The 14,988-nt window shown below is 41.7% G+C and carries 12 protein-coding genes; all 12 read right to left on the bottom strand.

What is annotated here, in order from left to right; all coding sequences use genetic code 11:
- Positions 1-7: 7 nt before the first annotated feature.
- A complete protein-coding gene (locus HMPREF9448_RS00585; RefSeq protein ID WP_008860750.1) occupies positions 8-1,141 on the bottom strand; it encodes a sensor protein KdpD in 1,134 nt (377 codons plus the stop codon).
- A gap of 8 nt (positions 1,142-1,149) precedes the next feature.
- A complete protein-coding gene (locus HMPREF9448_RS00580) occupies positions 1,150-1,845 on the bottom strand; it encodes a hypothetical protein (RefSeq protein ID WP_229033601.1) in 696 nt (231 codons plus the stop codon).
- Positions 1,846-1,951: 106 nt separating this feature from the next.
- Complete coding sequence (locus HMPREF9448_RS00575) at positions 1,952-2,527, bottom strand: K(+)-transporting ATPase subunit C (RefSeq protein ID WP_008860748.1); 576 nt, start codon at positions 2,525-2,527, stop codon at positions 1,952-1,954.
- A gap of 11 nt (positions 2,528-2,538) precedes the next feature.
- Complete coding sequence (gene kdpB / locus HMPREF9448_RS00570) at positions 2,539-4,572, bottom strand: potassium-transporting ATPase subunit KdpB (RefSeq protein WP_008860747.1); 2,034 nt, start codon at positions 4,570-4,572, stop codon at positions 2,539-2,541.
- Positions 4,573-4,588: 16 nt separating this feature from the next.
- Positions 4,589-6,295, bottom strand: a complete 1,707-nt coding sequence (kdpA, locus tag HMPREF9448_RS00565) for a potassium-transporting ATPase subunit KdpA (RefSeq protein WP_008860746.1) — start codon at positions 6,293-6,295, stop codon at positions 4,589-4,591.
- Positions 6,296-6,317: 22 nt separating this feature from the next.
- Complete coding sequence (kdpF, locus tag HMPREF9448_RS14885) at positions 6,318-6,398, bottom strand: K(+)-transporting ATPase subunit F (RefSeq protein ID WP_083855828.1); 81 nt, start codon at positions 6,396-6,398, stop codon at positions 6,318-6,320.
- Between the two features lie 300 nt (positions 6,399-6,698).
- Positions 6,699-8,036 carry a sigma-54-dependent transcriptional regulator gene (locus HMPREF9448_RS00560; RefSeq protein ID WP_040295898.1) on the bottom strand — a complete coding sequence of 446 codons (1,338 nt, stop codon included), beginning with the start codon at positions 8,034-8,036 and terminating at the stop codon, positions 6,699-6,701.
- A 117-nt stretch (positions 8,037-8,153) separates the two neighbouring features.
- Positions 8,154-9,329 (bottom strand): LamG domain-containing protein, encoded by a 1,176-nt coding sequence (locus HMPREF9448_RS00555; protein ID WP_008860743.1) that lies wholly within the window; start codon positions 9,327-9,329, stop codon positions 8,154-8,156.
- A gap of 27 nt (positions 9,330-9,356) precedes the next feature.
- Positions 9,357-10,868, bottom strand: coding sequence for a DUF4091 domain-containing protein (locus HMPREF9448_RS00550; protein ID WP_008860742.1), 1,512 nt, complete (start codon positions 10,866-10,868; stop codon positions 9,357-9,359).
- A 10-nt stretch (positions 10,869-10,878) separates the two neighbouring features.
- Complete coding sequence (locus HMPREF9448_RS00545; protein WP_008860741.1) at positions 10,879-12,420, bottom strand: DUF4091 domain-containing protein; 1,542 nt, start codon at positions 12,418-12,420, stop codon at positions 10,879-10,881.
- Positions 12,421-12,430: 10 nt separating this feature from the next.
- A complete protein-coding gene (locus HMPREF9448_RS00540) occupies positions 12,431-13,798 on the bottom strand; it encodes a glycoside hydrolase family 27 protein (RefSeq protein WP_008860740.1) in 1,368 nt (455 codons plus the stop codon).
- 78 nt (positions 13,799-13,876) lie between these two features.
- A complete protein-coding gene (locus HMPREF9448_RS00535; RefSeq protein ID WP_008860739.1) occupies positions 13,877-14,974 on the bottom strand; it encodes an FISUMP domain-containing protein in 1,098 nt (365 codons plus the stop codon).
- Between the last annotated feature and the right edge of the window lie 14 nt (positions 14,975-14,988).

The following is a 14,988-nucleotide window of genomic DNA, read 5'->3' as shown; positions in this document are numbered from 1 at the left end:
ATTTTTATTAGGCTAAGATAATTAAATCTATATTGTTCTCGGATAAAGATTTCATGAAATTTTTATATTTGGACACCGTAAATATGGTTTGGGGCAATTTCAGTGCTGGAATTCCTGTACATATTGTTGTAATTTGTTTTTCGATTGCGACCTTTATAATGCTTTCGAGAATGTGCGGGGAATGTACCTGTATGACTTCTCCACCTAATTCAGTGGCTAATTTGAAATGGTTTAACAGATGTCGCTGATCTGCCAGCGAGATGCGATCGGGATCCTCTTTGGGTGTTTGTACATATAGTACGAAAAATTTTGTGTTATATCGTGTAGCCAATCGAGCGCAGCGTCGAATGATTTTGCGGGGCGTTTTTTCGTGGGAACTGATGCACGCCATGAATTTTTCATGACGTACGTGAGATGTATCTAAGGGGAGTTCGTTTTCTACTTTTTTTTCGACCCGTAAAGCAACTTCTTTGAGTGCGAGTTCTCGTAGTTGTAAAATATTCTCGGCCTTGAAAAAATTATTCAATGCCAATTCTATTTTTTCCGGCCTATATATTTTCCCGGCTTTTAACCGTTCGATCAATTCTTCTGCTGTGAGGTCTATATTTACGACTTCATCGGCCTCTTCCAAAACACGATCGGGAATTCGTTCTCGAACTTCGATTCCTGATATTTCCTGCACCTCTTCGTTCAGGCTTTCGATATGTTGGATATTTACTGCCGATATAACATTGATACCGGCATCGAGTAACTCCATGACGTCTTGCCATCGCTTTTCATTGCGACTGCCTTCGACGTTGGTATGAGCCAGTTCATCGACAATGACCAATTCGGGACGTATTTGAAGGATAGCATCCAAATCCATCTCTTCCAATTCTTTCCCTTTGTAGAAAATTTTTTTTCTCGGGATAACAGGAATACCTTGTAAAATAGCTTCTGTACCGGTACGTCCGTGTGTCTCTATGAAACCCACTTTTACATCTACTCCGTTTTCTAAGAGTTCGTGGGCCTCTTGTAGCATTCTATAAGATTTCCCTACACCGGCAATCATGCCGATGTAGAGTTTAAACTTACCTCTCCTCGATTTTTTTATCAAGTCGAGAAAATATTGTACATTTTTTTCGTTTTCAATTATATCCATTCTCCCTGTTATGGTTTAAGAGTGATTCCGAATACGATATGAGCATCTTCCATACGAGGGTTCCATATTACTTGTGAAAATATCGGAAGGGAGAACGAATCTGTGATTTTAATTGCGTAGCTTCCTTTCAATGCTACATTAGTAACGGCAAATCCGTTGGTATAGTATTGAGGTGCTTTATAAGGTACTATACCACATGTTACATTGAGATCGACCGATTTTACACTGAACGGATAATTGAGTTCTACATAAGACGAGTAGTTGTTTTTATCGCCTTTTTCATTTTTATCCATACCGGCAAACATGGTGTACCATGCGATCGAAAGAGGAAATTTTTCTACCGGAAGTACATAAGCAAGACTTGCTTCGAAATGATGAGCTGTCGTTTTGTTATTGAAATCGAAATATTTTCCAGCTCCTTGTCCGGCCCACCACATATCGGCAACCGAAACTGTTAGTCCCAATTTTGGGAAGGTATAAGCCAGAGTCAAGTCAAGTTCTTTATTTGCAGAGGGAATATTACCATTCCGGTAACCATCGAAGTCGGTGGATCCCCATGCCGTCAACGATAGGTTTTCAACACTGAAACTCAAAGTCGGTTGAATACTAGCGCCTGTTTGATACATACCTCTCCACACATAGGAACTGACTAAATCTCCTTGTACATTGAATCGTACTTGGGCAGATGCTTTATTGGTAAACATGGCAAGGAGCCCTATAATCGAAATGATTATCAATGCTCTGATGAGTCTGGCTCCTTCTTTATCTATTGATTGTTTCTTTTTCATGATAGCTATTGCTGAAATGTTTTTATTTGTTTTCATAATTTTCTAAATTAATGTTCAATTTTAATACGTTTACTTTCTCTGTTCCGAATAATCCTAAAAATGGTTTTTCAATTGTTTGGTCTACTATTTCTTTTACGGTAGTTTCGTCCATATTTCTGGCTGCGGCAACACGCTTTACTTGTACGTATGCACTTTCTGGCGTGATGTCAGGGTCGAGACCAGAACCACTGGCTGTGACCATTTCTGCCGGTACATCTTTACGTTCCAAATAAGGGTGGTGTACCAAGAAGGTGTCGATACGAGTTTCTACTTCTGCCAAGTATTCTTCGTTCGTAGGTCCTTTGTTGCTACCGGCAGAACTACTGGCATCATATCCATCTCCGGCACAAGAGGGACGGCCCCAGAAATAGATGTCTTCGGTGAAGACTTGCCCTACATTGGCTGCACCCACTACTTTCCCATCTAAGGTCGCAACCTCGGCGTTTCCAGAGTTTGGCCCTGCGAATTGGGCGAATATCCATAATATCAGTATATAAAATACTGAGAAGAAAAGGCAGAAAACTAATGTTAGCCTGATTGATTTTATGAAATTTTTCATTGTTGCTTTTATTAAAAGAATAATCCTATTACTAAATCTATGAGTTTAATGCCGACGAATGGAGCTATTATACCACCTAATCCGTAAATGAGCAGGTTGCGGCGGAGTAAAGCCGAAGCTCCGATAGGCTTGTATTGAACACCTCTTAAAGCCAATGGAATCAAAATGGGAATAATGATTGCATTGAAAATAATGGCCGATAGAATAGCACTTTCGGGGCTATGTAATCCCATAATGTTCAGTGAAGCTAATTCTGGTACGGCTATCATGAATAGAGCCGGAATAATGGCAAAGTATTTTGCGACATCATTGGCGATGGAGAATGTGGTAAGGGTTCCGCGAGTCATTAATAATTGTTTCCCGATTTCTACAATTTCGATTAATTTCGTCGGATCGTTGTCCAAGTCTACCATGTTTCCAGCTTCTTTGGCTGCCTGAGTTCCACTATTCATAGCTACACCAACATTCGCTTGGGCCAAAGCAGGAGCATCGTTGGTTCCGTCGCCCATCATGGCTACCAGTTTACCGGCACTTTGTTCTTTCTTGATGTAGTTCATCTTGTCTTCGGGTTTGGCTTCTGCAATGAAGTCATCTACACCGGCTTTTTCTGCAATGTATTTGGCTGTTAATGGGTTATCCCCGGTAACCATGACTGTTTTAACTCCCATTTTACGTAACCGTTCGAACCGTTCCTGTATTCCCGGTTTGATAACATCTTGTAATTCTATGACACCGGCAGGTTTTTCATTGACGCTAACTACAAGAGGTGTTCCTCCATTTTTTGAAATCTCTGTGATACGATTTTCCAAATCTTGTGGAATTTCGTAGCCTGCGTTTTGAGCAATTTTTCGAATAGCTTCTGCTGCCCCTTTTCTAATCCGAGTACCGTCTGCTAAATCTACACCGGAACATTTTGTTTCGGCACTGAATTTGATAAGCTTGCTACCGGTTGTATTCAAGTTGTGTACTCTTAAACCCGATTCACGAGCCAGTTCTACGATAGATTTACCCTCGGGTGTTTCATCGGATAGAGACGACATCATACAAATTTCGGCAAAAGCATGATTTTCCAGACCGTTGGCGGGATAGAAATGGGTAGCTTTACGGTTTCCGATTGTAATAGTTCCTGTTTTATCCAAAAGGAGAGTATCGATATCTCCGGCAGTTTCTACTGCTTTTCCCGATTTGGTAATTACATTTGCTCTCAGAGCTCTATCCATTCCTGCTATACCGATAGCTGAAAGCAAACCTCCGATTGTCGTCGGGATAAGGCAGACAAACAACGATAAGAAAGATGCTATTGTAATAACAGTTCCTGTATAGTCGGCAAACGGTTTAAGGGTTACACATACGATTAGGAATACCAATGTGAAGCCGGCTAAAAGGATTGTCAGCGCAATTTCGTTAGGAGTTTTTTGTCTGGAAGCGCCTTCGACGAGAGCAATCATTTTGTCCAAGAAACTTTCTCCCGGTTGTTGTGTGACAAGCACTTCGATGCGATCCGAAAGGACTTTTGTTCCACCGGTCACTGAACTTTTGTCACCACCGGCTTCTCGAATTACAGGAGCACTTTCTCCGGTAATCGCACTTTCGTCGATAGAAGCCAATCCGTTTATGATTTCACCATCGGCAGGTATGGTATCACCTGCTTCACAGATAAATACATCACCTTTTTTCAGTTGAGAGCTACTTGTCGTTTTTATTTGTCCATTGACAAGTAGTTTTGCCGGAGTTTCTTCGCGGGTTTTTCTCAAACTATCAGCCTGTGCTTTGCCTCGGGCCTCAGCGATAGCTTCGGCGAAGTTGGCGAATAATAGTGTGATAAACAAGATAACAAAAACCCATGCATTGTACACGAATGAACCTTGAGCGTTGTCAAAGATGGAATAAATCATCACAAGGAACATAATGGCTGTACAAACTTCTACCGTGAACATGATGGGGTTTTTCACCATGATTCGAGGATTCAATTTAACGAATGATTGTTTTAAGCTCGTTAAAACTTGCTCTTTTTCAAATAAAGAAGCTGATTTATTATTTTTCATATCTATCGTTCTGTTATTATAAGCTGAAATGTTCTGCAATAGTACTTAATGCTTGAACCGGGAAGAATGACAGAGCTGCAACGATAAAGATGACAGCGAAGGTCATGACACCGAAAGTAACTGTATCGGTTTTTAAGGTTCCTGCACTTTCTGGTACATATTTCTTATTGGCTAATAATCCTGCAATGGCAACTTGTCCTACGATGGGAAGGTATCGGCTGAGTATCAATACTATACCGCAAGAGTAGTTCCAGAACCATGTATTATCACCCAATCCCTCGAAACCGGAACCATTATTGGCGGCACAGGAAGTAAATTCATAAAGCATTTCGCTTAGTCCGTGGAATCCCGGGTTATTCAACCAACCGCCTTCGTTTTCGACAAAGGAAGGTGCATGAACATATAAATAGGCCGCTAATGAGGTTCCTACTAAGATGACAAATGGGTGTAACAAGGCAACGATCGTAGCGATTTTCATTTCTCGAGCTTCTATTTTTTTGCCGAGGAATTCGGGGGTACGACCAACCATCAATCCACTGATAAATACGGCGATAATGATAAAAGTAAAGTAGTTCATCCAACCTACACCTACACCACCGAACCATGTATTGATTTGCATGTTCAGCATTTCGATCATGCCGGAGAGAGGCATGGTAGAGTCATGCATACCGTTTACAGAGCCGTTGGAAGTAACGGTGGTTGTCACGCTCCAAAGCGCCGTAGCAGCAGAACCCAGTCGGACTTCTTTTCCTTCCATAGCACCGTTGTCTTGTGCTATACCCATTGCGTCAATGCGCGGGTTGCCACCTGTTTCTTGGGATACATTTATCCATACCCCGGCTAAGTAAGCAAATAGCATTACTCCGAAAATACTGTATGCTAATTTCTTTCGTTTAAGGTAAAACCCAAAAGCGAATACCATAGCCATAGGTAAAATCAATATGGCCCAACATTCTATCATATTAGTGAGATAGGTAGGATTTTCAAGAGGGTGCGATGAATTTACTCCGAAGTATCCACCTCCATTCGTACCTAATTGTTTGATGGGAACTATCGCCGCAGTAGGACCTTGCGATACATATTGTGTTTGTCCTTCTATTGTAGTCACTTCCATCTTTCCGTCAAAGCCCATAGGGGTCCCTTCTATAATCAGTATGAATCCGATAACGAGGCAAATAGGAAGTAAAACACGGGTACAGCTCCTTACTAAGAAGTACCAGAAGTTTCCAATTGTTTTGGTCGTTTTAGCGGCCAATGCCTTCATGATACCCGCCATTGCCGCCATACCGGTTGCAGCGGTAATGAATTGGAACAGCATGATAACGAATAACTGGGTGAGATAGCTTAGCCCACTCTCTCCGCTATAATGTTGTAAGTTACAATTCACGAGGAAGCTGATACATGTGTTGAATGCCTGATGAACAGACTGTCCTAAATTGCCGTCTGGATTTAGGGGCAGTACTCCCTGAGAAACTAACAATATCATTCCCCAGAAAAACCAAAAGAGGTTTATCACGAGCAATGCTTTCAGGAATTGTTTCCAGTTCATCTCTTCTGTTGGATCGACACCTCCCAGTTTGTACATGATTTTTTCGATGGGAGTCATGAAGTCCGACCAAACTTTCTCACCTTTGAAAACCTTTGAAATGTATTTCCCGATGGGGTAGGCGAGTACGACCATCAGGACAATTTGTGCAATAACACCTAATATCTCTGTATTCATTGTGTTTAATCTTTATAAATGACTAAAACTTTTCGGGTTTCACTAATACATACATCAGATACCCGAACATAATTACGCTGATAATAAATAATGCAGTGTACATGTTAAATCTCCTTTTAATTAAATTTTTTCAAACCAGTCTATGCACTTATAGAAGAGCCAGAAACAGGCAATTCCACTGAGTATACAAACTCCAAAACCTAATGCGTCAAATTCCATGTTACATTTTTTTAAGTGAATACTAAATTATTTTTTTTCGGTTTGGGATATGCCAAAGTTGTGCCAATATTGTTTTTGAATATTTTAATTGGTTCATAATTAGTATTATAAATGAAAAGGGAGCATCTGGCGAACAGATACTCCCTTTTCATTTTGGTAGGGTTGTGTATTATTTTGAAAAGAATTAGAGTTTATATTCCTCTATTTTTCGATATAAAGTGGTAAGTCCTATTTTTAGGAGTTTTGCAGCTTCGGTTTTATTGCCGTTCGTATAGTCTAGTACTCGGGCAATGTGGCGTTTTTCCATAGCCGATAATTCGAAACCACTATTATTACTACTTTTTTCCTTAAAAGCTGCATTTTGTATTTCTATGGGTAAATCTTCGGGGTGTAACTCATCATTTTCACAAACAATAAGACTTCTTTCGATAACGTTTCTGAGTTCACGCACATTGCCTTTCCATTCTTGTTGTTCGAGCATGTCGATGAATGCTTTGGAAACCGTTTTCGAGGAATGGGTCATTTTTTCGGATAGGGATTGTACAAACGCTTCGGTTAGAAGCCTAATATCTCCCGGACGTTCTCTCAAAGGTGGTAAATGTATTTGGAAAACCGACAGCCGATAAAACAAATCCTCCCTGAAATGCCCTGCATTTATTTCTTCCGGCAAGTTTCGGTTGGTTGCTGCAATAATACGAACATTTACAGATGTCGGTTTGGTTTCACCTATTTTGATATATTCTCCGGTTTCTAATACTCGAAGCAACTTGGCTTGCAACTCTATCGCCATTTCTCCGATTTCATCTAAAAATATCGTTCCGTTGTGAGCCTCTTCGAAAAGTCCCTTTTTGTCTTTCAAGGCTCCGGTAAAGGAGCCTGCTTTATGTCCGAATATTTCGCTTTCCAAGAGCTCTTTGCTAAATGCCGAACAATTTATTGCAACGAAATTTCCTTTATTTCGTTTGCTCTCGTGGTGAATCGCTTGGGCGAAAACTTCCTTTCCTGTACCGGTCTCTCCGGTTAAAAGAACCGGTACATCGGTTGATGCCACTTTTCGTGCCAACGCGATAGCTTCCAGCAAAGGCTTTGACTGACCAAGAATAGAATTGAATGAATATTGCTGAAAGGTTTCTTTTTCGGGACGATTTTTTACTCCGTTAGTTCGAGCTTTTTCCATAGCCCGACTAATCAGAGGAATAATTTTGTTATTGTCGTCACCTTTGGTTATGTAGTCGAAGGCTCCGTTTTTTATGGCTTGTACCCCGTCGGGTATATTTCCGTGGGCTGTTAATAAAATGATTTCCGATTCGGGCGATATTTTTTTTATTGTTTTTATGAAATCTACACCATTCCCGTCGGGGAGAAAAACATCGCATAAGATAACATTGGGAGAATACTCCATTTGTTTTACTGCCGCTTTACAGTCTCCTGCCTGTAAAACTTCATATCCTTCCAGCCCTAAAATGCGGGCTAATAACTGTCTTATCTGTGGTTCATCGTCGATGATTAGAACCTTATTCATAATATTCTCATTCTTACTCATGCGTGCAAAGATAGGATATATTTTTGTTCCGAAAAAGCAGATACAGAAAAGGCGAGACATTGCATGTTCCCGCCTTTATAGTTTATGGAAGATTTATTAAAGAGCAATTTTAAATGTCGGACCGTATCCTTCTATGGAGATGAAATATATGCCATGAGGGAATCCTTCTATACTGAGAACCGTTGTCTCGTGTTCGGCTGAAATTTGTCGGCTCAAAATGCCTTGATCGGTATATATCGAAATCAATTTTCCAGTTTGAATGCCGTCAATTTGGATTGCGTTATTGTGTCTGACAATAGAAATATTTTTATGAATATTGGTTATGGCCGAGGAGGTAGATAGATTGACCGAGAAAGCATCGGAGAATGCAGTTTCCATAAACGAATGTGCCTTTACACGTACAGTGTAATCTTTTTTATCGAGATTAGAGAAACTGGCCTTCTTTTCGGTAAGTCTGGTTTTCGTGTCGACAACTTGTCCATTGGCAGATAATTCGACACTCCATGTGTTACCGTCGGTTCCGTCCCATAAAATGTCGAATGAATTTTCGGTTTGATTTTCTGTCCGTAGATTCGTAGGAGTCTGCGCTACTGTTTCCCAACTGTAATCGGTATCGATAGCGCCCATACACCATGCTTGATTACCTTCGGGCTCTGCTAAGTTGGCCGTGTGGTCTCCATTACCTTCTGCGAAATTGAAATTTTTAATCAGTCCTGTCGTGGACGGTTCTACTTGTTTCTGATAATTATTTTTTATTTCTTCTGCTGTGCGGGCTACACTCCAAAGTCGAAAGTCTGCCATTTTGCAATTGCAAGGATTGCCCCACGGAGCAGTTCCCAAAAAAAGAGGCTTTCCATCGGCTTCCGTATTATATCCTGTTGTATTCTCCTGTGTTCCGGCTATTTCACCGTTAACATAGACAATCATCTGACTTCCGTCGGCGACACAAGCGATGTGAGTCCAGTTCTCTTTCCAAGAAGTAGGATCGATCCATATAGATGCTCCGTCCAACTGAAATTTAAACCACCCGTCGAATCCTAATGCGAATCCCTTGTCGTTGTGCATATTGCTAGCGAAAAATCCGGTACTATTGTCTATATATAACCATGTTTCTAAAGTCATTTGATTAGACCCGATTGTTGTTTCCAACGCATTCATACCGGCAGCCGATGTTTTGAAAGAAATAGCTCCGATGTCCGCTTTTGTAGGCATAGCTGCAAAAAGACAAGCTGTTATTAAACCTGCGATTTTGAATGAAGTAATTGTTTTCATAGATTTGAAATTTAAATGATTAAAGAATTATTTACTGAGAATTTCTAAAATGGATTTTCTGAATTTTTCTATTTCTGCATTGTTTTTCGAGTATTTTTCGGGCGATTGGTATATAGATTGGAAAAGGGTTTCGCTTTTGGCTCTTCCTATTTTCTTTTCGAGCTTGGCAAGGTATTCATAGTCTTCCATACTGTCTCTCCAACGTTCCATTCGTATTGATACTACGGGGCTTGTGCTGTTGAAATATTGGCCGGGGTAAATCAGCACACCGTCGCCCTCGGGGAGGTCTTTGCGAAAAGCCAATGTGTCGGATTCGGCATAGGCATTGACTGCCCAATATAGGAATCCGGTGGTACGCTCTTTCCAGCTACGCCATAATACAGCTCGATGCTGGTATCCGTCCATCGTGAGCAATAGATTGGGCTGCTCTTCTCCGGGGCCCATGCAGACATAAGTCCACCATTCTTCATTGCCTCGGAGAAGAGAACGGCATGTGTCTGCGTTGGCTTCGTTCGCTTGTAAAGCCCAAGCGCTCATACTGAAAATTTGAGTGTCTCCTCGCCAAAGGTCGAATACGGAAAACAACCGGTCTTTGTATTTCCCGTCTTTCGGTCCACAGTAAAAGGTCGTGAGGACCTTTGCTTCGGGCATGAGCTTGTGTATTTCTTGGGAATATTGACCGATGAGGTGATATTCTTTCATATAAGCAGGTTCGTCCCATAAGTAGAAGTAGGATTTATCGAGTAAATCGGTTTGTTTTAATCGCTGCAACAAGCTGTCCAATTCGTTGTGTGACAGAGAGTGGTAGGGGACAGCGAACCGATTGAATCGTTTGTCCGATAGGAAAGGAACTGTTCGCTTGTCGTTCCATTTCCACGGAGATGAAGATGCCTCATGTTTCATGCTGTTGGCCAACCATGTGGAGAAATAGGGATTCATGCGATAATCAAGGCATAATTCTGCCCATTCCAGTTTGTTTTGCAAAGTTTGTTCTTTCGAAGTCGAGTCGATGAGATTCTTTTCTATGATACCGAATGCTGCTGGTAACGAAGGTGTCGAGGGTAATGCCGTGTCGTACACTTGCAGATCGATTTTTATTTTTTGCCGTTTTCCGTTACCATCGATCGAAATTTGTTCTTCGTATTTCCCCGGTCGGATCGACTCGGCCGTACGGAATGTAATCCATAGTTTAGCGATAGAGTCATTTAAAGTAATTTGTTCTCCATCTATGGGGACTAAGGCATCGTCGAATCCATATACCGATTTGATTTGCCGACAACTATATCGGATAGAATTGTCGTCATTTCCGTTTCGATGTATTTTATAAGTTTCTCCTGGACAGCCTTTGAAAACGATTTGGATATGTTCCGCTTCATTTTTAGCGAGGAATAACGTGCCGGAATTTTGGGGTTGAACTTTATGAAAATCAGATGCTTTGTCGGTCGAAGGTATAAGGTAACATTCGATTGTTTGTTGACAAGAGATTAAAAAGAATGTACAGCTTATGATGAGAAGCCGATAGAAAAGGTGATGTTGCATATCGAAATATTTATTCTGTGATGTTTTCAATTAAATTTTTACGTAGAGCCAATGCGTATTTGCTTTGATCTGTGTAGTTCGAGGGACTCTTATAGACGTTGTTGAGAAGAGATAAGGCGGCCGATCGTCCGAGTTTTTTTTCGTACAAGACCAGCATGTCGTAATCTTCGGCTCCATCGCGCCATCGTTCCAACCGGACAGAGGTACAAATTTTGTTTGTGCCGAACGATTCGCCGGGATAGATGAGTATCCCGTCTCCTTCGGGCAGTTCAGGGCGAGGTCTGAGGGGATAAACGCTGGCGAATCCGTTGACGACCCAATATAGGAATCCGGAATTTTGTTCTTTATAATTACGCCACATGGTCGCCCTGTTACCGATAGCGGTAGAATTTGAAGCAAGCCCCGGAGTGTTAGACATGCACACGTAGCTCCACCATTCTTGTCCTGATTTTAATTTGGCTTTGCATTGCTCCGAGCGATTTTCATTATCCTGCAACGCCCATACGCCAGTACAATAAATAGATGTCGCTCCATTTAGAATGTCGAATACGGCGAATAAATCGTCTTTGTGTTCTCCGTCGGTAGGGCCGCAATAGAATGTAGTGAGCACTTTGGCTTCCGGTGCATATCGATGAATGCGATCCGAAAGAGTTTTGATCTGTTCATATTCATTGGTCTTTGTAGGTTCGTCCCATACATAGAAAAATGCTTTGTTTAGCAATCCGGTTTCGCGAGCTTTATTCAGCATCATCTCTAACTCATCGTCGGATAACCCATGCGATGGCAAGGCAATACGGCTAAAACGTTTGTCTGCCAAGTATTCCCAAGTGCGATCGTCATTCCATGCGTATGGCGAGGAGAAACATTCGGTTTTCATCGTTCCGCTCAGCCATGTGGAAAAGTAGGGCGATATGCGATATTCCAATAAAAGATCCGAAGCTGCTTTGCGCTTTTCTATTTTTTGTTCTTCCGATAGACCGGTGAATATGAAGTTTTGAGGGTTGATTCCGAATACCGAGGCAATAGATGGAGTTTCTGGCAAAGATGCGTTAACGACATTAATCGATATAGCTACGGCATATTCTTTGTCATCGGTTTTGAATCGTATGATTTCTTTATGTCGTTTAGCCTCGGCTTCGGACCTGACTTTAAAAGTGAGCCAAGCTCGCACTACTTTGTCGTCGGGTTCTATTTCGTTATCGCAAGGAATCAGAACATCGTATTTCCCGTTGAAAGCTTCCAGTTTCCGACATTGAAATTCAATGGCATCGTTGTTGCCGATACGTTCTATTTTCAGACTTTTTTTACTATCGGTTTGTATAACGAGCTGTACACTTTCGTATTCGTTACGAACCATATTTATATCGTATCGGTTTTCTGGATCCGAGTTGGAATAATTTTCTATGTTATCCAGACTGTTTAATAGCCAAGTATTGGTCGCTACGGAGGGAACGTCGTTGTCCGAATTTTCTTTTTCACCCGGCCCGTCGTCTTTACAGGCGGCAAGTAAAAACGAGAATAGTATTATATAATAAAAATGTGATGATTTCATACCTACAAGACTATTTAGTTAGTTTAATCAGTTTTACGCTATGCGCAGGAACAGAAAACGAGACTGAGTTATTTTTGATTTCCATTGATTCGTTTTTCCACAAATCGGTGATGTGACCGTCTCCGATATAATTTATGGTTTGTAGTGGAAAGGTGTAAGATTCTATATCTTTATCGGTAGTGTTAAATATGGCGATATAGTGGGTCAATTCGTCTTCGCTTTGAGCATACCAAGCGATTATTCCATTTCGATCGAACAATTCTTTATTTCCTTTGGAATATTGATTGATGTCAAGTACCTCTTTATTTGTAATCAAGTTTAGCGTGAAATCGTCTATTTCGGGTAGATTACAGCCAATCATCAGAGGGGATCTAAACATGGCCCATAGTGTAAGCATCGTGTACTGTTCGTCTGGTGTAAAATTACTCATTCGGGGAGTTCCTCTCATGGCTCTTTGTGCCATTGGGCCTATGGGGAGCATATCGGCGTCGGGCCAGTGCCCTTTACAAATATACTTTTGCCATTTCCGGCAAAGTGGAAATTGTTCTTTCAGAGCCTCCCAGTCGTCCCAGAAATCTTCGGAAATGCGCCATAGTTGGGCTACGTTTTGCAAATGTTTTATGTTCTCGACAGGGGCAGGGCCCGGAGAAAGGCTCAGGACGATGGGCCTTTTCCCTTTTCTTACGGCTTTGGTTATCGCTTCTATTTCGTCGTGTGCATAAATGGGAGATAGTAAATCGTCGGCCTTTACATAGTCTATTCCCCATGATTCATAAAGTTCGAAAAGCGAATCATAGTATTCCTGAGCTCCGGGCTTACTCATGTCTATCCCATAAAATCCGAAATACCATTTGCATCGAGAATCGGTATTGACAATGTCTCGTGCTCGATATGATGTCCCTTTTATGGGCGTATTAGCTTCGACAGCTTGAATGGGAATGCCTCTCATGATGTGTATACCTAATTTTAAGCCTCTGCTATGCAGATAATCGGCGAGAGGTTTCAACCCTTCTCCGTTTTTTGCAGATGGGAATTTTTCCGCATCGACGATGAGGCGTCCGAATTTGTCGATGATTTGATGTGGCGTTGCCGATTCATATTGCTCCAAAGTCTCCATGCCGGGCGCATACCAACCGGCATCGATAACAATGTATTCCCAACCGTATTTTTTCAGATTTTCGGCCATGAAGTCGGCATTGGCTTTAACTTCGTCTTCTGTTACAGAAGTTCCAAAGCATATCCAGCTGTTCCAACCCATCGGTGGGCGTTCGGCTAATATTGCGGTGGATTCCGGTTGGTTGGTTTTGTTGACGTTGGTGCAATTAGAACAAAGTAGGAGTATGAGTAGCCCTATTGCAATTGAGGTTTTGATGTTCATGATATTCAGTTATCGGGGTTAGGATAAGTATGTTATACGTTATTGCCGAAGGATCCGGCAATAACGTATAGCAATAGTTTAATCTAATACGCAGCGGACACTATATCCTCTGTTCCTGTCGTAAGGATAAAGGGCGGCTCCTGAATCGTTAAGTGTGAATCCGTATGTTACTCCCTGATTGGGGAAGTTTACGGGATCGGGATTCCACGGGTACACATCTCCGTCTTTGGGAGCTGTCGAGGTCCAGAAATAGGTATTGGCAAAGGCTTCTATTACATCGTTTTCAGGTATGCTCCAAATGTATCCAGTCCCAGCCATATTGAATCCGATAGAGTTCATACCGACATCTCCGGCATTAGGATCCCAATAGCTTTTTTCTTTTAATATGGTGGCGGGCATAGTGGGGTCACCGCAAGCATTGATTAAGAAGTCCCATTCAGTTTTAGTCGGTATGTGCCAACCTTCGGGCGCTATACCTTGAATTTTTTCACCTTCTTCTGCTCCACGAGTGCCCCGCATGGTGGCGGTCCATGTGTAATACCCTCCGAAAACTTTTGTCCAAGATTCGTCTTCTCCTTCTTGGGGAGTATAGAATTTTACATCATTTTCTCCAAGAGGAGTTCCGTCGGAATAGGTCGTCGCTCTTAAATTGTCGGCCAACCATACGGCATAATCTTCGGATATGGGATCGAAAACACGACATACGCGATATTCTTCGTTGTCACGAGGATCGATGAAAGGTTTATAAAAACGGAACAATTTCATGCTGCGAATTTCACTGCGGGACAAGGTTCCTTCGTTTTCGCTTTCGACCGCCCAATATAATTCACCTCTTTTGTATTCGCCTACGCCCAGTTTACCGAGTAAGTCGTCGAGGTCTTGATGGGTGAGAGATGTGTACATTTCGGTTCCGATATCAATTCTCTCGATGTTGTTCATTTCTTCATCGAGGCTGAATATAAGAGCGTATGTAGCTCCTTCTTTATCGCCTTCCCATTCGAATTTCAGTTTTCGTGTGGGATTTTCGTACAAAAGATCAAACTCTTCTAAATCGTCGGGCGCGTATAGTGTAATGTTGCTCTCTTGCCCTTTGGGGTCATTGTCATTGTTGTCCTCGGAACATGAGGTCGTAGCAATGAGTAGTGCTGCTGTTAAATAAAAAAGTGATTTTTTCATTGTAATTGTGTTTT

It is taken from the genome of Barnesiella intestinihominis YIT 11860, from assembly GCF_000296465.1.
GTDB classification, from domain to species: Bacteria; Bacteroidota; Bacteroidia; order Bacteroidales; family Barnesiellaceae; genus Barnesiella; species Barnesiella intestinihominis.
Note: the sequence above shows the minus strand (reverse complement) of the source record. Positions and strands in the feature narration are given on the sequence as shown.